The sequence below is a fragment of the Streptomyces sp. NBC_00370 genome, from assembly GCF_036084755.1.
Lineage (GTDB): Bacteria > Actinomycetota > Actinomycetes > Streptomycetales > Streptomycetaceae > Streptomyces.
The window spans coordinates 6,319,667-6,338,326 of record NZ_CP107968.1 but is presented as its reverse complement, the minus strand read 5'-3'; the positions used below and the strand labels follow the sequence as shown (position 1 = coordinate 6,338,326).

Annotated in this window: 13 protein-coding genes; 2 read left to right on the top strand and 11 right to left on the bottom strand. The window is 71.5% G+C overall.

Going from position 1 to position 18,660, the window contains the following annotated elements; translation table 11 throughout:
- The first annotated feature begins 226 nt into the window (after positions 1–226).
- Complete coding sequence (gene lexA / locus OHS57_RS28365; RefSeq protein WP_041983459.1) at positions 227–1,012, top strand: transcriptional repressor LexA; 786 nt, start codon at positions 227–229, stop codon at positions 1,010–1,012.
- Positions 1,013–1,102: 90 nt separating this feature from the next.
- Here the strand turns inward: lexA and OHS57_RS28360 are convergent, their stop codons facing one another.
- From OHS57_RS28360 to OHS57_RS28340, 5 genes are all read right to left on the bottom strand, one after another.
- Positions 1,103–3,073 (bottom strand): ATP-dependent DNA helicase, encoded by a 1,971-nt coding sequence (locus OHS57_RS28360; RefSeq protein ID WP_041983461.1) that lies wholly within the window; start codon positions 3,071–3,073, stop codon positions 1,103–1,105.
- 53 nt (positions 3,074–3,126) lie between these two features.
- A complete protein-coding gene (locus OHS57_RS28355; protein ID WP_041983463.1) occupies positions 3,127–4,941 on the bottom strand; it encodes an IucA/IucC family protein in 1,815 nt (604 codons plus the stop codon).
- An 84-nt stretch (positions 4,942–5,025) separates the two neighbouring features.
- The gene (locus tag OHS57_RS28350; protein WP_328583716.1) at positions 5,026–5,736 is read right to left on the bottom strand and encodes a GNAT family N-acetyltransferase; all 711 of its coding nucleotides are present in this window, start codon (positions 5,734–5,736) and stop codon (positions 5,026–5,028) included.
- 43 nt (positions 5,737–5,779) lie between these two features.
- Positions 5,780–7,636 (bottom strand): IucA/IucC family protein, encoded by a 1,857-nt coding sequence (locus OHS57_RS28345; protein WP_328583715.1) that lies wholly within the window; start codon positions 7,634–7,636, stop codon positions 5,780–5,782.
- Between the two features lie 37 nt (positions 7,637–7,673).
- Positions 7,674–9,044: a diaminobutyrate--2-oxoglutarate transaminase family protein gene (locus OHS57_RS28340; RefSeq protein ID WP_328583714.1), complete on the bottom strand. Its 1,371-nt coding sequence runs from the start codon at positions 9,042–9,044 to the stop codon at positions 7,674–7,676.
- Between the two features lie 300 nt (positions 9,045–9,344).
- Between OHS57_RS28340 and OHS57_RS28335 the strand changes: the two genes are divergently transcribed.
- Positions 9,345–10,520, top strand: coding sequence for a trypsin-like serine peptidase (locus tag OHS57_RS28335; protein ID WP_328583713.1), 1,176 nt, complete (start codon positions 9,345–9,347; stop codon positions 10,518–10,520).
- A gap of 110 nt (positions 10,521–10,630) precedes the next feature.
- Here OHS57_RS28335 and hflX read toward each other — a convergent pair whose 3' ends face one another.
- The 6 genes from hflX to miaA all read right to left on the bottom strand — a co-directional run bounded on the left by hflX (position 10,631) and on the right by miaA (position 18,511).
- The gene (gene hflX / locus OHS57_RS28330) at positions 10,631–12,148 is read right to left on the bottom strand and encodes a GTPase HflX (RefSeq protein WP_041983474.1); all 1,518 of its coding nucleotides are present in this window, start codon (positions 12,146–12,148) and stop codon (positions 10,631–10,633) included.
- A 144-nt stretch (positions 12,149–12,292) separates the two neighbouring features.
- Positions 12,293–13,744: a M1 family metallopeptidase gene (locus OHS57_RS28325; RefSeq protein ID WP_328583712.1), complete on the bottom strand. Its 1,452-nt coding sequence runs from the start codon at positions 13,742–13,744 to the stop codon at positions 12,293–12,295.
- Between the two features lie 105 nt (positions 13,745–13,849).
- Positions 13,850–15,925: a RelA/SpoT family protein gene (locus OHS57_RS28320; protein WP_041983478.1), complete on the bottom strand. Its 2,076-nt coding sequence runs from the start codon at positions 15,923–15,925 to the stop codon at positions 13,850–13,852.
- 137 nt (positions 15,926–16,062) lie between these two features.
- The gene (gene dapF, locus OHS57_RS28315) at positions 16,063–16,974 is read right to left on the bottom strand and encodes a diaminopimelate epimerase (RefSeq protein WP_328583711.1); all 912 of its coding nucleotides are present in this window, start codon (positions 16,972–16,974) and stop codon (positions 16,063–16,065) included.
- Positions 16,975–17,009: 35 nt separating this feature from the next.
- A complete protein-coding gene (locus tag OHS57_RS28310; RefSeq protein ID WP_041983481.1) occupies positions 17,010–17,465 on the bottom strand; it encodes a hypothetical protein in 456 nt (151 codons plus the stop codon).
- Positions 17,466–17,572: 107 nt separating this feature from the next.
- Positions 17,573–18,511: a tRNA (adenosine(37)-N6)-dimethylallyltransferase MiaA gene (gene miaA / locus OHS57_RS28305; protein ID WP_041983484.1), complete on the bottom strand. Its 939-nt coding sequence runs from the start codon at positions 18,509–18,511 to the stop codon at positions 17,573–17,575.
- Between the last annotated feature and the right edge of the window lie 149 nt (positions 18,512–18,660).

Sequence of the window (18,660 nt, the reverse complement as noted above, 5' to 3'; positions counted from 1 at the left end):
GAGAGTACGGGAAGGGCGCGTCGCCACCGCTCGCGGACCGCCGGGCGATACGGTGACGACGGCGACGGCGACATGTGCACAGCCACCCGCATGGCCGGTCCATACACCCAGGCACAGACCTACGTAGGGCTCTCCATAATTTTTCACTCGAACGTGTGTTTGGCGCAACCTTTCGAAAGCTACTACCGTTGTCCAGCTAGGGAGAACACATTCGAGAGGGGCCGACGTGACCACCACCGCAGACAGTGCCACCATCACTGCCCAGGACCGCTCCCAGAGCCGACTCGAGCCGGTGCATGCCATGAATGACGCAGTCACGAACCCGGACGGCGCGAAGCCCGCGCGCTCGCTGCCCGGACGACCTCCTGGAATCAGGGCGGACAGCTCCGGTCTCACCGACCGGCAGCGCAGGGTCATCGAGGTCATCCGCGACTCCGTGCAGCGGCGCGGATACCCGCCGTCGATGCGGGAGATCGGTCAAGCGGTCGGCCTTTCGAGCACGTCGTCGGTGGCCCATCAGCTGATGGCCCTGGAGCGCAAGGGCTTCCTGCGCCGCGACCCGCACCGGCCCCGGGCGTACGAGGTCCGTGGCTCCGACCAGCCGAGCACCCAGCAGACCGATACGACGGGCAAGCCGGCCGCTTCGTACGTGCCGCTGGTCGGCCGGATCGCGGCCGGCGGACCGATCCTCGCCGAGGAGTCCGTCGAGGACGTCTTCCCGCTCCCCCGCCAACTGGTGGGTGACGGCGAGCTGTTCGTCCTGAAGGTCGTCGGTGACTCGATGATCGAGGCGGCCATCTGTGACGGTGACTGGGTGACGGTCCGCCGCCAGCCCGTCGCCGAGAACGGCGACATCGTCGCGGCGATGCTGGAGGGCGAGGCCACGGTCAAGCGCTTCCGCCGCGAGGACGGCCATGTCTGGCTGCTCCCGCACAACGCCGCGTACCAGCCGATCCCCGGCGACGACGCGACCATCCTCGGCAAGGTGGTGGCGGTCCTGCGCCGCGTGTGACGCTCAGCCGTCACCCATCGGCCTCGACCAGGCCCCGGGATGCCGTACGAGACGGCCCCGGGGCTTTGTTGTGTCCGCCCGGCTCCCCCGCTACCGGCCTTCCTTCTTGGCCAGCTCGTCGATCGCCGCGAGCGAGCGGCGCGCCTGGTTACGGTCCGTGGTGTACCAGAAGTCGGGCAGCGAAGCGCGCAGATAGCTGCCGTAGCGCGCGTTCGCCAGCCTCGGGTCCAGCACGGCCACCACACCGCGGTCGCCGCTCGCCCGGACCAGCCGGCCGGCGCCCTGCGCCATCAGCAGCGCCGCGTGCGTCGCCGCCACGGCCATGAATCCGTTGCCCCCGGCCTCTTCCACGGCCTTCTGGCGCGCGCTCATCAGCGGATCGTCCGGGCGCGGGAACGGAATCCGGTCCATGACCACCAGCTGCGAGCTGGGCCCCGGCACATCGACGCCCTGCCACAGCGAGAGCGTGCCGAACAGACACGTGCCGGGATCGGCGGCGAAGGCCTTGATCAGCTCGCCGAGGGTCTCCTCGCCCTGGAGCAGGATCGGCACGTCCAGCCTGACCCGCAGCTCCTCGGCCGCCGCCTGGGCGGCCCGCATCGAGGAGAAGAGGCCGAGCGTGCGCCCGCCCGCGGCCTCCACCAGCTCCGCCAGCTCGTCCATCATGTCGCCGCGCGAGCCCTCACGGCCCGGCGGGTTCAGATGCCGGGCGACGTACAGGATGCCCTGCTTGGGATAGTCGAACGGCGATCCGACGTCCACGCCCTTCCACTGCGGGACGTCCTCGCCCGCCGTGCCCTCGGGCGCGAGGCCGAGCGAGGCGCCCACACCGTTGAAGTCACCGCCGAGCTTGAGGGTGGCGGAGGTCAGGACGACGGAGCGGTCGGTGAAGAGCTTCTCCCGCAGCAGCCCGGAGACCGAGAGCGGAGCGACCCGCAGGGAGGCGCCGAACCGGTCGTGGCGCTCGTACCAGACGACGTCCCACTCCGAGCCGTTGGCGATCCGCTCGGCCACGCTGTGCACCGCCTCGACCGAGGCCAGCGCCTGCTTGCGCACCACGTCCTCGTCCTGCACGGACTTGTCGCGGGTCGAGCCGAGCGCGGAGAGCACCGTACGGGCCGCGTCGCGCAGCGCCATCAGCGCGTAGCCGAGGTCTTCGGGGATCTCTTCGAGCCGCCCCGGCAGGGCCAGCTCCATCAGCCGCTCGAAGGTCTCCGCCGCCGTCTGCAGCGAGTCGGCCGCCTTCTCGTTGACCAGCTTCGCCGAGCGGCGCACCGCGCGGTTGACCTGTCCGGGGGTCAGCTCGCCGGTGGCGACGCCGGTGACCCGGGAGACCAGCTCATGGCCCTCGTCGACGATCAGCACCTCGTGCTTCGGCAGCACGGGCGCGCCCTCGATGGCGTCGATGGCGAGGAGCGCGTGGTTGGTGACGACGACATCGGCCAGCTTGGCGCGCTCACGCGCCAGCTCGGCGAAGCACTCGGCGCCGTACGCGCATTTCGTCGCCCCCAGGCACTCACGCGACGAGACGGAGACCTGGGCCCAGGCGCGGTCGGAGACGCCCGGTGTCAGCGCGTCGCGGTCGCCGGTCTCGGTCTCGTCCGCCCAGTCCCGCATCCGGAGCAGGTCCTGGCCGAGTTTGCTGGTGGGCGCCGCTGCCTCGAACTGGTCGAAGAGCGCGTCCTCCTCGTCCTGCGGCATGCCTTCGTTGAGGCGGTGCAGACAGAGGTAGTTGGAGCGGCCCTTGAGCATCGCGTACTCGGGGCGGCGGCGCAGCAGCGGGTGGAGCGCGTCGACCGTACGCGGCAGGTCGCGCTCCACGAGCTGGCGCTGGAGCGCGAGCGTCGCCGTGGCCACCACCACCCGCTCGCCGTGGGCCAGGGCGGGCACCAGATAGCCGAGGGACTTGCCCGTGCCGGTGCCGGCCTGGACCAGCAGGTGGGAAGGGGTGTCGATGGCCTCCGCGACGGCCTCGGCCATGGTGACCTGGCCGGGCCGCTCCACGCCGCCTACGGCGGTCACGGCGGCGTGGAGGAGCTCAGGGAGTGATGGCTTCGTCATAGCCCGACCACCCTACGGGTCGCCACTGACAACGACGCCCACGCTCCGCTCCGTCAGGGTGCCGGCGGCCCGGCCAGCGGGTTGGCGACGGTGCCGTGCACGGCGGCGTGCGGGCGCTCCGTGCGGTCCCGGTAGCCGTCGAGGTGGAGCCGGTTGCGGTTGAGGCACAGCCGCTCGATCCGGGGGGTGAGCAGGTCGAACGTCTCGAAGCGCTCCTTCAGCTCGGGGAAGCGGGCCTGGTGGCGCAGGATCTCCGCCCGTACGAGCGACCAGAACTCGTCCTCCGGCACGTCCAGTTGCTCCTGGCACAGCGGTGACAGGTAGCGGAACACCCCGACGAAGAGACCGGAATGGATGAACTGGGTGAGGAAGGAGGGCTCTTCGGTGAGGAGGATGTCGCGTACCTCGTCGGGCATGGTGGCGTGCTCGGGCAGCGGCTGGGCGCTCACGTTGACGTCGTCCACGAAGTCCTTGATCGCCAGCCGGACCGGCACGTCCCGCTCGTCGAAGACGACGATGGCGTTCTCGCCGTGCGGCGAGAAGACCGTCCCGTAGCGGTAGAGGAAGTGCAGCAGCGGCGGCAGGAGCGCGGCGAACAGCCGCTGGAGCCAGTCGGACGGGGTGAGTCCCGACCGGGCGATCAGCTCGGTGGTGAGGGCCCGTCCGTGCGGGTCGACCTGGAGCAGCGACGCGAGGGTGCGGGCGCGTTCGCCGGGCGCGAGCAGGCCGGGCAGGGGTTCGCGCCAGATCGCGCCGAGGATCTCCTTGTACTGGTAGGGCACTTCGGGCAGTTGGTCGTACAGGGGGTGTTCGACGGTGACCGAGGCGACCTCGCCGAGCAGGATCACCGCGCACTCGTCGCGCAGATACGGGTCGGCGTCGCGCAGCGAGTGCACCCAGGCGGTGACGGCGGGCGCCGCGAGGGTGCGCCTGGTCGGCAGGCCGCGCCAGACGAGGGTGTTGAGGATGGACAGCGGCAGCTTGACCGTGTGCCGGTCGGGCCTGTCGACGTTCAGGAAGGTCCGGATGGACTGCTGCGGCAGCCGGAGATCGCCGTCGGTGGGGAGCGGGACGATCGCCCCCCGGGCTATGGCGGGGGTGTAGAGCTGGAGCAGGACCTCGTCCCACTGCCAGGGGTGCACGGGCAGGTAGAGGTAGCCGCCGGGGTCGAGGCCGCGCTCGCGCAGGACCGCGTCGAACCGCTCGCGGACGGGCGCGTCGAGTTCGGTGCCGTAGAGCCGGTCCGGTGTGCGGAGCGCGTGCACCCCCCGGTAGGTGGCGAGGGTGGTGCTGACGGCGATCCAAGGCAGCCGGGCGGGCGTACGGGCCTCCGGCGCCCAGCGGGCGGTGTCGGTGGCGGAGAACCCCGCCCGGCCCTTGCTGAGGACGATCCAGGGGTGGCCGGTCTGGTGCCCTTCGAGGTCGGCGTAGCCGAGGTCGGCGAGCCGGCCGGCGGTGAGAGCCGTGTGGTCGAGCCGGGCGTCGGCGGCGAGGGTGGTGGTGAGTTCGCGGACGAGATGGCCCAGGGTCTCGCCGTCGAGTGCGAGCAGTCCGCGCGCGAGGAGCAGGAAGCGCAGCGGGTCGGTGAAGGGCCGGCCCCGGTGTTCGATGCTGTCCGGGGCGACGCGCCAACTGCCGTAGGCGCCGCGGGAGGCGCGGAAGGTGAGGGTGTCTCCGGCGTCGAGCGTGAGGGTGTACTGCTCAGGTCCCGTGGGGTCGGGGACGGGTTGGACGATCTCCTCGTAGGAGAACTCTCCGAGCAGTTTGGCGAGGAGCCGGCCGGCTGCCCGCTCCCAGGTGTCCGGGTTCAGCTCGGGTGGGGAGAAGAGCGGGGAGTCGGAGTCATGGGTGGCAGGGGATGTCGACACGGGGACTCCTCCGGAACGGAACCGATCTGGTTCGAGCGGTGTATATCAGGCAGCGGGGCACTCGGCGGTCCGCGCGCGGACCGTTCAGAGCAGGTCGCGGAGCGCGCGTTCGCGGACCATCAGGGCGGCTCGCTTGTCGGGAAGTTCGACTTCCGCCGAGAAACGGAAACCGGCGTTCAGAAATGCTGCCACGGAGGGGGTGTTGCGTAGGTCCGGTTCGGCAAGGACGCGCGCGCAGCGGGGTCGTTGCTCCAGGATGAGATCGGCGACTGCCCTCAGGAGGGTGGTGCCGACGCCCCGGCCCCTGTCCGTCACGCCGCCGAGGAGCAGATGGATGCCCGTGTCGTGCGGGCGGGACGGATAGTGCCTGGCCAGCGGGTCGAGGTCGGCGCGGTAGATCTCCCAGTAGCTCATGGGGATCCCGCCGAGGACGCCGAGGCAGGGGACGCTGCGTCCGTCGCCGTCGAGTTGGCCGCGCAGATGCGTGGCGGTCACGCCTTCGGAGCCCGCCAGCTCCCAGAAGGCGGCGACCGCGGGGTCGTTCATCCAGCGGGTGATGAGCGTCAGGTCGCGCTCGACGCGTACGGGGACGAGCTGGAAGACGCCGGCGGGGGTGGTGACGGGCCCCCAGCCGGCGAGGGAGTCCAGCAGGTCGTCGTCGAAGGCGCCGGGCGGTGGAGGGGAGGTCACCGGCTCCCCTTCCGCGAACAGGGCGCCGAGTTGGTCGCTCAGCCGCAGGTCGAGGGTGTCGTTCGAGCTGGTTCCGGTGTCGGTGCTCGCATCGGTGGGAGGCACGGTGGCGCTCTCCTCTCGGGCAGTGCGGACGGTTCGTGTTCGGTCAGCGGCGAAGGGGGTTGGTGATGGTGACGTAGACGGACTGGGTGTCGACGGGACCGACGAGTTCGTCGAGGCCGTGCATCCGGGTCAGCAGATTGGCCTTGCAGCGCAGGGTGTCCGCGTCCAGCAGCCGGCCGGGCAGCGGGGACCCGAGGGAGACCGCCCGGGTGAGGAACTGGCGGAAGGCGGCGAGGAGTACGCGCTCGTCGGCGAGCCGCTGCGAGCCGAAGGCCCCGATCAGGCCGAACACGTTGTTGATGGCGAGGTAGTAGGCGAACCGCTCGTCGGTGACCGCGTCGGAGACGAAGGTGTCGCTGACCACGCCGATCCCGGGCAGGCCGCGGTCCAGGTCCGCGCGGCGGGACTCGCGGAAGTAGTAGCCCTGGTTGTCGCGGTAGCGTCCGCCGACGGGCCAGCCCTGCGGGTCGAGCAGGACCAGCGTGTTCTGCTGGTGTGCCTCAAGGGCGATGCCGGCGGCGCCGTCCAGCCAGAGCACCGGCCGTACGACCTGGTCGAGATAGCGCAGGAACCACTCGGCGGCCACGGCTGTCTGCGGGCGGCCGGTACGGGCGGCCAGGCTAGAGATGACGGCGGCCAGCCGTGAGTGGACGCCCGGGTGGCCGGGGTAGGGCCGGGGCGCGGTGAGTCCGGCGATGCAGACGGCGTCGTCGGCCGGGCCGAAGGGGTTGTGGCGCAGCATCACGTCGAGTCCGCCGACCGGTCGGCCGTCCGGGCCGTCCACGGCGAGCCAGGCGGGGTCGCGGACGATGTCGAAGCCGGGGTGGGCCGCCGTCCACCGCGCGGCGAGTCCTGCGCGCAGCAGCCGGTGCACCTCGACGCCCCGGTGGAGCTCCTTGCGGAGGTTCTCCCGGCGGGAGTTGGTGATCCGCAGGCCGAGGGAGAGCTTGAGCATGACCGGCGTGCCGGGGCGGTGCACGGTACGGATGGAGGAGGTGGGATGCCAGGGCGCGCCGTGCGGGCCGAGGTCGTGGAGCAGGCCCGCGCCGAGCATGCGCGCGACGGCGGGACGGTGCGTCAACTCCCGCGCCTGCCAGGGGTGGAGGGGCAGGGCGACGGTGTGGTCGGGGAGCGGTACGTCGCCGAGGAGCCGGGCGGTGAGCCGCTCGGCGGGCACGAGCCTGCCCTGCTCGGTCCAGGCGGAGTCGGTGGCGAGTACGGACCGGTCGACGGCGAACCAGTGCAGGGGGAAGGAGCCGCGCAACTCCGGTGAGTAGATCCGGGCTTCGGTCTCGGAGAGCCCTTCTCTGCTCTTGGGGGTGGGATGGAGGGGGTGGCCGAGGAGCAGCGACTGCTCGGCGGTCAGGAAGAGGTCGGTGTCGGCGGGGGCTTCGGGACGGCGGCGGCGCTCGGCGACGAAGTCGGCCGTGCGGTGCACGGAGTCGGCGACCCTGCCGGCCAGGTCCGCGCCCTGCTGCCGGCCCGACTCACGGGCCAGCAGCGACGCGAGGGTGACGGCCTCCACCTCGGGCGCCCCGGCGGGGGCGCTCTCCAGGGAGGGCAGTCCGAAGCGGTGCCAGCCGGTGGCCGACCAGTACCGGACGGGCGCGAGCAGGGCGGTGCCGCTCATGGTGAGCGGGATGCGCAGCACGTCGCCCTCGGGCCGGGCGAGGTTGTTCTCCCTGGCCCAGCAGCGCAGCAGGTTCTCGACGGCCGCCGCGTCCGCCGCCTGCTGCGGGTCCGGGTGGTCGAGGTGGTCGCCGGCCGGCCGGTCCGCGGCGGTCTCCGCGACGGACCCGCGCAGCTCGTCGGCGGCTCCCGTCTGCTGCCGTGGCACCGTGGCCGACTCGACGGTGAGGGGGGTGTGCGCCGGCACATCGGGAACGGGTGTGGGGTTCACGGAGGGCTTCCTTGTATGGGGGTCCGGGGTCACGGGGTCAGTACGAGGATCCGGTCCGAGTCCGGCGGAGCGCGGAACGCTCGGCGGCGGCCAGGGCGTCGGCGAAGCGGTCGAGGACGGCCACGGCCTGTTCGTCGGTGATGGTGAGCGGAGGGAGCAACCGTACGACGGCGCTGTGGCGTCCGCCGAGTTCGACGATGAGTCCACGGCTCAGGCACTCCCGCTGGATCTCGGCGGCCAGACCGGGATCCGTCGGGGCGGGGGTGGTGCCGTCGGGCTCGGGGGCGACGATCTCGACGCCCATCATCAGCCCCCGGCCCCGTACGTCCCCGACGCAGGGGTGCCGGCCCGCGAGTTGCCGCAGTTGGCCGAGCATCCGGTCGCCGAGCTGCGCGGCGCGCCGGGCGAGTCCGTTCTCCCGTACGTAGGCGAGGGTGGCCGTGCCCGCCGCCATCGCCAGTTGGTTGCCCCGGAAGGTGCCCGCGTGGGCTCCCGGCGGCCAGCAGTCCAGGTCCGAGTGGTAGACGATCACGGCGAGCGGGAGGGAGCCGCCGATGGCCTTGGAGAGCACCATGACGTCCGGGGTGATCCCACTGTGCTCCACCGCCCAGAAGGTACCCGTCCGTCCGACGCCTGTCTGCACCTCGTCGGCGATCAAGGGAATGCCCCGGTCCTCGGTGATCCGGCGCATCCGGCGCAGCCAGCCGTCCGGGGCCGGTACCACCCCGCCCTCGCCCTGCACCGGCTCGACGATCATGCCGGCCGGGGCCGGCACTCCCCCCTTGGGGTCGTCGAGCAGGTTCTCGGTCCAGCGGGCGGCCAGTTCGGCGCCGCGCTCGCCGCCGACGCCGAACGGGCAGCGGTAGTCCTGCGGGAACGGCAGCCGGGTCACCTGGACGTCCCGGGCGCCGCCCGAAGCGGCCAGGGCTCCGCTGGTCATGCCGTGGTACGCCCCGGTGAAGGCGAGCAGCCCGTTACGGCCGGTCGCGGTCCTGACGAGGGTGAGGGCCGCCTCGACGGCGTCGGTGCCTGCGGGGCCGCAGAACTGCACCTTGGCGTGGTCGGCGAACTTACCCGGCAGGGTGGCGAAGAGTTCGGAGGTGAAGGCGTCCTTGACGGGGGTGGCGAGGTCCAGGACGTGCAACGGGGCGCCCGAGTCGAGGACTTTGCGGATCGCCTCCAGGACCACGGGGTGGTTGTGCCCGAGGGCCAGGGTGCCCGCTCCGGACAGACAGTCCAAGTAGCGGCGCCCGTCGGCCCCTTCGATCGTCAGCCCCCTGGCCCGCACCGGCACGATCGGCAGGGACCGCGCGTAGGTGCGGGCCGCCGACTCGCGTTGGGCCTGGCGGCGGAGAATGCCTTCGTGTGCGACGGTCGGTGCCACCGGCGCGGGTTCGGTCACGGCCACGGCTTGTCGGTCCTCCCGTTGTCACAGTTGCGTTGCACGTCAGTACGGCGCTCGACCGCCGAGCGTTCGACGGGGAACGCTGACCGGTGTCCTCCGTTCGTACCAACGACACCGGATCCCGGGGATCACGGGTCGTCCGAAGATCGTTGCGGCCCGGAACCACGGACCTGCTGTGAAAGGTCCCTCCCGGGACCGGCATAGTGGTGGACCGCGTCCTGGCCCCGCGACCGTGAGCGAGGATGCGTCAACTGTTCCATTCGCGCCATCAGTTCTGTACCGAAGTCCCAGGGGGATCACGTCATGCGACCCATTCGTCCGATGCTTGCCGCGGCTTCAGTCGCCGCGGTACTCGCTCTGACCGCCACGGCCTGCGGGCCGGGCGACGACGACGCGAGCGACAAGCCGAGTGCCGCGCCCAGCAGTTCGTCCGACGGCAAGGTGAAGATCCCGGACGACCTGAAGGAGCGGCTGAAGGCCCGCGGGATAGACCTCGACAAGTGGCGGGGCGGCGAGTGGAAGAACTGGGACAAGGACAAGTGGCTGCGTGAGGCGAGGGACTACATCAACCCGATCATCGCGGGACTGTGGGACCAGGACCGGATGCGCGAGGCGGACAAGCCGCCGGAGACGCCCGTCCCCAACGACATCTCGGGTGACCAGGGTGTCACCGACCCGACGCCCGAGCCGGTCAACGCCCGCGCGGTGAAGGCGCCTTACGCCGACAGCGCCCCCGCTTCCGGCAAGCTGTTCTTCGACGGGCCCGAGGGTTCGATGGTCTGCTCGGCGACCGTGGTCGAGGACCCGGCGCACCCGGGCAAGTCCAACTTGGTCTGGACGGCGGGCCATTGCGTCCACGCGGGCAAGGCGGGCGGCTGGTACCGCAACCTCGCCTTCGTGCCGGCGTACAACAACAAGGGTCTGTCGACCGACGCGTTGCAGAACGCGCCCAAGGAAGAAGTCGCGCCCGACGGCGTGTGGTGGGCGGACTGGGCGCAGACCTCGGACCAGTGGATCGCGCAGGGCGCGTCGAGCGGCGGGCTCGGCGCTCCGTACGACTACGCGGTGCTCCATGTCACCCCGGAGAAGGGCGGCAGCGGCAAGTCCCTGGAGGAGACGGTCGGTTCGGCCCTGCCGGTGAACTTCAACGCACCGGCCACACCCAAGATCGCCGACCTGACGGCGACCGGCTACCCGGCGGCTCCGCCCTTCGACGGCCAGAAGCTCTACCAGTGCGAGGCCCGGCCCGGCCGGCTCTCGCTGAACGAGTCCGACCCGACGATGTACCGCGTCGGCTGCACCATGACGGGCGGCTCCTCCGGCGGCGGCTGGGTCGCGAAGGGCTCCGACGGCAAGCCCGCGCTGGTCTCCAACACCTCCATCGGCCCGGTGACCTCCGGCTGGCTGGCGGGCCCCCGCCTCGGTGACGTGGCCAAGGGCGTCTACGACGGCGTCAGCAAGAAGTTCGCAGGCCAGTGAGCAACGGACCGGTGAGCCCAGTCCGGTGAGTCCGGACCGGTGAGCCGGTGCACGTCAGGACGAAGGCCCGTCCCCTCGGTCGAGGGGACGGGCCTTCGTTTGCTTCTCGATCAGGTGGCAGCCGGTACGGCGACCGGGGCGTACGGCGCGAGCGCCGCAGCCAGCTCCTCATGGACCTGGGCCTTGAGCTGCGTGCCCTCCGGGGTGTGCTCCTCGGACAGCACCTCGCCCTCGGCGTGGATCCGCGAGACCAGCCCGCCGTGCGTGTACGGCACGAGCACCTCGACCTCGACCTGCGGCCTCGGCAGCTCCATGTCGAGCAGCGCGAGCAGCTCGGCGATGCCCTGTCCGGTGCGCGCCGACACGGCGATGGCGTGGCGCTCGGCGCTCAGCAGCCGCTGGAGCACCACCGGATCGGCCGCGTCGGCCTTGTTGATCACCACGATCTCGCGGACATTGACCGCGCCCACGTCGCGTACGACCTCGCGCACGGCGGCCAGCTGCTCCTCCGGTGCGGGATGCGAGCCGTCGACCACGTGCAGGATCAGGTCGGAGTCACCGACCTCCTCCATCGTGGAGCGGAACGCCTCGACCAGGTGGTGCGGCAGGTGCCGGACGAAGCCGACCGTGTCGGTCAGCGTGTAGAGCCGCCCGCCGGGTGTCTCGGCCCGGCGCACGGTCGGGTCCAGGGTGGCGAACAGCGCGTTCTCCACCAGGACACCCGCGCCGGTGAGCCGGTTGAGCAGGGACGACTTGCCCGCGTTGGTGTATCCGGCGATCGCGACCGACGGCACCTTGTGGCGGCGCCGCTCCTGCCGCTTGATCTCGCGGCCGGTCTTCATCTCCGCGATCTCCCGGCGCATCTTCGCCATCTTCTCGCGGATCCGCCGCCGGTCCGTCTCGATCTTGGTCTCACCGGGACCGCGTGTGGCCATGCCGCCACCGCCGCCGCCACCCATCTGCCGGGACAGCGACTGACCCCAGCCGCGCAGTCGCGGCAGCATGTACTGCATCTGCGCGAGCGCGACCTGCGCCTTGCCCTCACGGGACTTGGCGTGCTGGGCGAAGATGTCGAGGATCAGGGCGGTCCTGTCGACCACCTTGACCTTGACGACGTCTTCGAGGTGGATGAGCTGGCCGGGGCTGAGTTCACCGTCGCACACGACGGTGTCGGCGCCGGTCTCCAGGACGATGTCCCGCAGCTCGTTCGCCTTGCCGGAGCCGATGTACGTCGCGGCGTCCGGCTTGTCGCGGCGCTGGACGACACCGTCCAGCACGAGCGCACCGGCCGTCTCGGCGAGGGCGGCGAGCTCCGCGAGGGAGTTCTCCGCGTCCTGCGCCGTTCCCGACGTCCACACACCGACGAGCACCACGCGTTCGAGGCGGAGCTGGCGGTATTCGACCTCGGTGACGTCTTCGAGCTCGGTGGAGAGGCCGGCCACACGTCGCAGGGCGGCCCGGTCGGAACGGTCGAACTGGTCGCCGTCCCGCTCTCCGTCGATCTCGTGGCTCCAGGCGACGTCCTCTTCCATCAGGGCGTTCGCCCGAAGGCTGTCCGTGCGGGGATCCGTATTGCTGGCATCCGCGAAGCTCTGCGCGTCCTGGGAAGGGGAAGAAGAGGAGGTCATTTGATCCTTACGTCGAAATCAGAAACTACTGCTACAACCGTCACAACGCGTGACGGCCCGGATTGATTCCCGGCCGTACTGCCTTCCGGCCGCGTCGCCGACCCGTTGATGGTGACACGGCGGGACCCGGTCGTCACATGGGTTTCACGCACCGTTCTCGGCGGGTGGCCGGCTGTGCCAGTCCGGGTGTCCCGGCATGGGCGGGGTCTTCGTCCCGTACAGCCACGCCTGGAAGAAGCCGGACAGATCACGCCCGGCGACCTCCGAGGCCAGCCGCACGAAGTCGGCCGTGGTCGCGTTGCCGTCCTGGTGCTCGCGGACCCACTCGCGCTCCAGCCGGGAGAAGGCGTCCGTACCGATCTCCTCGCGCAGCGCGTAGAGGACCAGCGCACTGCCGTCGTACACGACCGGGCGGAACAGGCTGATCTGCTGTCCCGGCACCGGCGGCGCGGGCGCCGCAGGCGGGCCGCCGGCCGCCCGCCAGCCGTCGGAGAGGGCGTACGCGTCCTTCATCCGCGTCTCCATCGGCTTCTTGGCGTGCTCCTGCGCGTACAGCGCCTCGTACCAGGTGGCGTGCCCCTCGTTGAGCCACACGTCGGACCAGCTGTGCGGCGAGACGCTGTCGCCGAACCACTGGTGGGACAGCTCGTGGACCATGACCGACTCGACGTACCACGCGGGGTACTCGGGGCGGGTGAACAGCGAGCGCTCGAAGAGCGACAGCGTCTGGGTCTCCAGCTCGAAGCCGGTGTCGGCGCCGGCGATCAGCACCCCGTACGTCTCGAAGGGGTACGGGCCGATCTTCGACTCCAGCCAGCGGATCTGGTCCGGTGTCTTCGCCAGCCAGGGCTCCAGCTTCGCCTTGTCGGCCGCCGGCACCACGTCCCGTACGGGCAGGCCGTCCGGGCCTTCCCTGTGCAGGACGGCCGAGCCGCCGATGGAGACCTGGGCCAGCTCCGAGGCCATGGGGTGGCTGGTGCGGTACGTCCAGGTGGTGCTCGCGCCGTGGCGGCGGCTGTCCACGGGCAGTCCGTTGGCGACGACCGTCAGCTTCTGCGGCGCCGTGACGTGGAAGGTGTAGTACGCCTTGTCCGCCGGGTGGTCGTTGCTCGGGAAGACCCGGTGGGCGGCGTTCGCCTGATTGGCCATCACCAGACCGTCGGTGGTGCGCACCCAGCCGCCGGCCGTGCCGGTCGGATCGCTGGTGTGACCGACCGTGACCCACATCCGGGCGCCGGCCTCGACGGGCTCCGCCGGGGTGACGACCAGGTCCTCGCCCGCCGTCTCGAACTGCGCGGGTGCGCCGTTGACCTCGACGGAGCGGACGGTGCCGTGGGTGAAGTCGAGGTTGATCCGCTCCAGTCGCTCGGTCGCCACCGCGTGGATCTTGGTGACGGCGTCCAGCGGTTTGGTGTTGTCGCCGCCGTACGTGAAGTCGAGGTCGTAGGAGCGTACGTCGTAGCCGGGATTGCCGAGTTCGGGGAAGAGCGGATCGCCGATGCCCAGCGGCCCCGGCGCCGGCAGGGTCGCGGCGACGAGGGTGGCGGAGGCGATGGCCAGCAGGGCGGCGCGCAGCCGGCGGGAGGTGAGCAGCATGGACCACCGCTACCAGTGGCCGCCGGGTGCGCGGGGGCGGCGCGCTCCGTTCCCACTCGAAAGGGGCAGCCGGGCGCGCGCCCGGCTGCCGCTCGCCGGCCTGTCTCAGCCGGTCGTCGAGTGCTGCGCCCGGCTGACGTCGTACACGCCCGGTACGTCCCGCATGGCACGCATCAGCCCCGGCAGACTCGCGGCGTCGGGGAGCTGCAGGGTGTACGTGTGCCGTACGCGCTGTCGGCTGGGCGGCTCCACGGTCGCCGAGACGATGCCGGCGCCCGCGGTCGCGATGGCCTCCGTGAGGTCGGCGAGCAGCCGGGGCCGCCCGAAGGACTCCGCGTACAGCGTGACCCGGCACTCCGCCGCGTCCGTCCAGCTCACCTCGACCGGGTTACGGCCTAATGCCTCCATCCGCGCCACGGCGGAGCATTCCACCCGGTGCACGGTGACGGCGCCGCCGCGCACGGCGAAGGCCGTGATCTCGTCGGGCGGTACGGGCGTACAGCACCCGGCGAGCCGTACGGTCGCGTTCGGCAGCCCCACGACGGCGTTGGCGGCGCCGCGCTGGCCGGCGCTCTGGGCGGCCGGCGGGCGGGGAGCGGCGTCGGGGAGTTTCACCGCCTCGGGGTGCGCGGCGAGCCAGCCGTTGATCGCGATCCGGGCGGCCGGGGTCTTGGCGTGGTCGAGCCATTCGGGCGAGGGTCCTGAGGTGGCGTCCTGGGCGAGCAGCAGCTGGACCGTGTCGCCGTCGCTCAGCACGGTGCTCAGCGGCGCGAGCCGGCCGTTGACCCGGGCGCCGAGACAGCCGTGGGCCGCCTCGCCGTGCTGCGCGTACGCGGCGTCCACGCAGGTCGCGCCGGCCGGCAGTCCGAGCATGCCGCCCTCGGCGCGGAAGACGGTGATCTCCCGGTCCTGCGCCAGGTCGTCGCGGAGCGTCGTCCAGAACGTGTCGGGGTCGGTCGCCGCCTCCTGCCACTCCAGCAGCCGGGAGAGCCAGCCCGGCCTGGTGGGGTCGGCGCGCTCGCCGGCCGGCTCCTCGGCCGCTTCGACCGAGGCGTACGGGTTGCCGAGCGCGACGACACCGGCCTCGGCGACCTTGTGCATCTGGTGCGTACGGATGAGGACTTCGGCGACCGCGCCGTCGGGTCCCGCGACGGCGGTGTGCAGCGACTGGTACAGGTTGAACTTGGGCGCCGCGATGAAGTCCTTGAACTCGGAGATCACCGGCGTGAAGCAGGTGTGCAGTTCGCCGAGGACCGCGTAACAGTCGGCGTCCTCACCGACCAGCACCAGCAGCCTGCCGAAGTCCGAGCCGCGCAGTTCGCCGCGTTTGAGTTTCGACCGGTGGACGGAGACGAAGTGGCGTGGCCTGACGAGGACTTCGGCGGTGATGCCCGCCTCGCGCAGCGCGCTCCTGACGTCCTCGGAGATGGCGGCGAGCGCGTCGCCCGCCGTCGCGTTGTCCGCGATGAGGGCGCGGGTCTCCTCGTACTCCTCGGGGCGCAGGATCGCGAAGACCAGGTCCTCCAGCTCGGTCTTGAGCGCCTGGACACCGAGCCGTTCGGCGAGCGGGATCAGCACGTCGCGGGTGACCTTGGCGATGCGGGCCTGCTTGTCGGGGCGCATCACCCCGAGCGTGCGCATGTTGTGCAGCCGGTCGGCCAGCTTGATCGACATCACCCGGACGTCGTTGCCGGTGGCGACGAGCATCTTGCGGAAGGTCTCCGGCTCGGCCGCCGCGCCGTAGTCGACCTTCTCCAGCTTGGTCACGCCGTCGACCAGATAACAGACCTCGTCGCCGAACTCCGCCCGCACCTGATCGAGCGTCACTTCCGTGTCCTCGACGGTGTCGTGGAGCAGGGACGCGGTCAGCGTGGTGGTCTCGGCGCCCAGTTCGGCGAGGATCAGCGTCACCGCGAGCGGGTGGGTGATGTACGGGTCGCCGCTCTTGCGGTACTGGCCGCGGTGGGACGCCTCGGCCAGTACGTACGCCTTGTGCAGGACCGCGAGATCGGCGTCGGGATGATGCGCCCGATGGGCCTCGGCGACATGGCCCATGGCGTCGGGCAGCCGGTCTCTGGAGGCAGGGCCGAGCAGGGCGGCCCTGCCGATTCTGCGGAGGTCGATCCTGGGCAGGCCGCGTTTGCGACTGTGGGCACCAGGGCTGGTGGCCTCTGCACTCATGGGCACCTCCGGCAGCTTCGACCGGCGGTGGAGGAGCAGGAGCGCCCTCGGGGCCGGTGCTTGATGCTATCGAGCCCACCACGTGGACCAGACCAGCTCTTGCCCAGCGTGAAACTGATCACCCATTCGAGCGAGTTTCAGGCAATGACCGATTCAAGCCACACCGGGTCGAAGTGCCCTTCGGCGACAATCACGGCGGGCCCGGTCATCTCGATCTCGCCGTCCGTACGCTCGGTGACGACCAGTCGGCCGCCGGGCAGGTCGACGGTGTACGTGACGGGTGCTCCGGTGCTGGCCGGGTCCTGGCCGTCCCTGCGGGCGGCCGCGACGGCCACGGCGCAGGCGCCGGTCCCGCAGGAGCGGGTCTCGCCCGAGCCGCGCTCATGGACGCGCATGGCCACGTGGCGCGGGCCCCTGTCGACGACGAACTCGACGTTGACCCCGTCGGGGTAGGCGGACGCCGGGGTGACGGACGGTGCCGTGTACAGCTCGCCGGCCCGCGTCAGGTCGTCGACGAAGGTGACCGCGTGCGGATTGCCCATGTTGACGTTGCGCGCGGGCCACTCGTGGTCGCCGACCGCGACCCGTACCTCGGTGCCGGGAAGCGTGGCGCTCCCCATCTCGACGGTGATGTCCCCCGTCCCGGCCGCGCCGGAGCCGCCCGCGGTGTCCTTGGCGAGATGGACCCGCTTGACGCCGGCCCGGGTGGCGATCCGCAGATCGCCCGCCTCGACATGGCCCGCCCGCGCGAGGTAGCGCGCGAAGACCCGGATGCCGTTGCCGCACATCTCGGCGACGGACCCGTCGGCGTTGCGGTAGTCCATGAACCAGTCGGCCTCGGCCGCCATGTCCTGCGCCTCGGGGTGCGCGGCGGACCGCACGACATGCAGCAGGCCGTCGCCGCCGACCCCGGCCCTGCGGTCGCAGAGCGTGGCCACGGCGCGGACGGGCAGGTCGATGGCGTTGTCCGGGTCGGGGACGATCACGAAGTCGTTCTCGGTCCCGTGGCCCTTGAGGAAGGCGATCGGGGAGATCTGCGAGGTGCTCACGGCTCCATCGTACGAGCTGGGGCCCGGCGTACGGATCAGCGGAGCCGCGCGACGCGCCAGACCGCGAGGGCGACCACGGCCGCGGCGACCACCAGGTACAGGGCGACGAACCGCCAGTCGGCGCGCTCTCCGGAGGCCCTGGAGGGCAGCCCCGGCCAGGTGTAGCCGACCTTGCGGGCGGCCATCATGCCCCAGCCCGCGGCGCAGCAGCTGATCAGCAGTCCGAGCATCGCGACGACGGCTCCGCCGTCCCCGGTGCCGAAGGCGAGCGGGAAGGCGAACATCAGGGAGCCGACACCGGCGAGCGCCACGATCGGGGCGAGCTGCCAGATCCGGAGCTTGCGCTGCGGGCGCAGCTCCACCTCGACCTCGGGAGCCACGTCCTCCTCGTCAGGACCGTCCGGGCTGAGCCGCGGCGCGTCGTCCTGGGGGCGCCGCGTGTCCTCGGGCCGCTCGGTCGCGGAATCGCTGTTTCGAGGGCCGGCCTCCATCGCCACGCGCCCTCCCAACTCGGACTCCACCTGTCGATCGATGCTCGATGATGGCACGCTCCCGGGCGCCGAATTGACGGCCGGAGCGTCCCGATGCCATCACGTGATCAGGCTGTGACCGCTCGTTCGACCAACGCCAGCGCACGGTCGGGGAGTTCCTCCCGATGCTCGGCTCCGCCGCCCAGCCAGTGCACCCGCGGGTCGCGCCGGAACCAGGAGTCCTGACGCCTCGCGAAGCGCTTGGTGGCGCGTACGGTCTCGGCGCGCGCCTCCTCGTCGGTCGAGTCCCCGGCGAGCGCGGCGAGCACCTGCTGGTAGCCGAGGGCGCGGGAGGCCGTACGCCCTTCTCGCAGGCCGGCCGCTTCCAGCGCGCGCACCTCGTCCACCAGACCCGCCTCCCACATCCGGTCGACCCGCAGGGCGATCCGTGCGTCGAGTTCGGGGCGGGCGACGTCGACCCCGATCTGGAGGGTGTCGTACACGGCGTCATGACCCGGCAGATTGGCGGTGAACGGCTTGCCGGTGATCTCGATCACTTCGAGCGCGCGCACGATCCGGCGGCCGTTGCTGGGCAGGATCGCGCGGCCCGCCTGCGGGTCGGCCGCCGACAGCCTGGCGTGCAGCGCGCCCGAGCCGCGCAGCGTCAGCTCGGCCTCCAGCCTGGCGCGCACCTCGGGGTCGGTGCCGGGGAAGTCCAGGGCGTCGATGGCGCCGCGTACGTAGAGCCCGGAGCCGCCGACGAGTACCGGGGTGCGGCCTGCCGCGAGCAGCCGGTCGATCTCGATCCGGGCCAGCTTCTGGTACTCGGCGACACTGGCGGCTTCCGTGACCTCCCAGATGTCCAGCAGGTGGTGCGGGACACCGGCGCGTTCCTCCGCTGTCAGCTTGGCCGTTCCGATGTCCATTCCGCGGTACAGCTGCATGGAGTCTGCGTTGACTACCTCACCGTCGAGTTGCCGGGCGAGATGAACGCCCAGATCGGACTTGCCTGCCGCGGTGGGACCGACGACGGCGATGACCCGCGGTGCGGGAGCTGCGGTTCTCACCTCCCCAGTCTCGCAAACGCGCGGGCCGCGCCCCACACGCGTTGTCGACGGGGCGGAATTTGCCGGCGGAGCGGAATCCGGCGCCCCTGAGTACGCTGAGAAGGAGATGGGGCGATTGTCCCTGCCAGTTGATGTGCAGTTGATCGAGA

What these genes read in the sequence shown, in the direction of transcription:
- OHS57_RS28360 (WP_041983461.1), bottom strand. Translation starts at nt 3,073, where the DNA reads ATGACGAAGCCATCACTCCCTGAGCTCCTCCACGCCGCCGTGACCGCC.
- OHS57_RS28335 (WP_328583713.1), top strand. Translation starts at nt 9,345, where the DNA reads ATGCGACCCATTCGTCCGATGCTTGCCGCGGCTTCAGTCGCCGCGGTA.
- hflX (WP_041983474.1), bottom strand. Translation starts at nt 12,148, where the DNA reads ATGACCTCCTCTTCTTCCCCTTCCCAGGACGCGCAGAGCTTCGCGGAT.
- OHS57_RS28325 (WP_328583712.1), bottom strand. Translation starts at nt 13,744, where the DNA reads ATGCTGCTCACCTCCCGCCGGCTGCGCGCCGCCCTGCTGGCCATCGCC.
- OHS57_RS28320 (WP_041983478.1), bottom strand. Translation starts at nt 15,925, where the DNA reads ATGAGTGCAGAGGCCACCAGCCCTGGTGCCCACAGTCGCAAACGCGGC.
- OHS57_RS28310 (WP_041983481.1), bottom strand. Translation starts at nt 17,465, where the DNA reads ATGGAGGCCGGCCCTCGAAACAGCGATTCCGCGACCGAGCGGCCCGAG.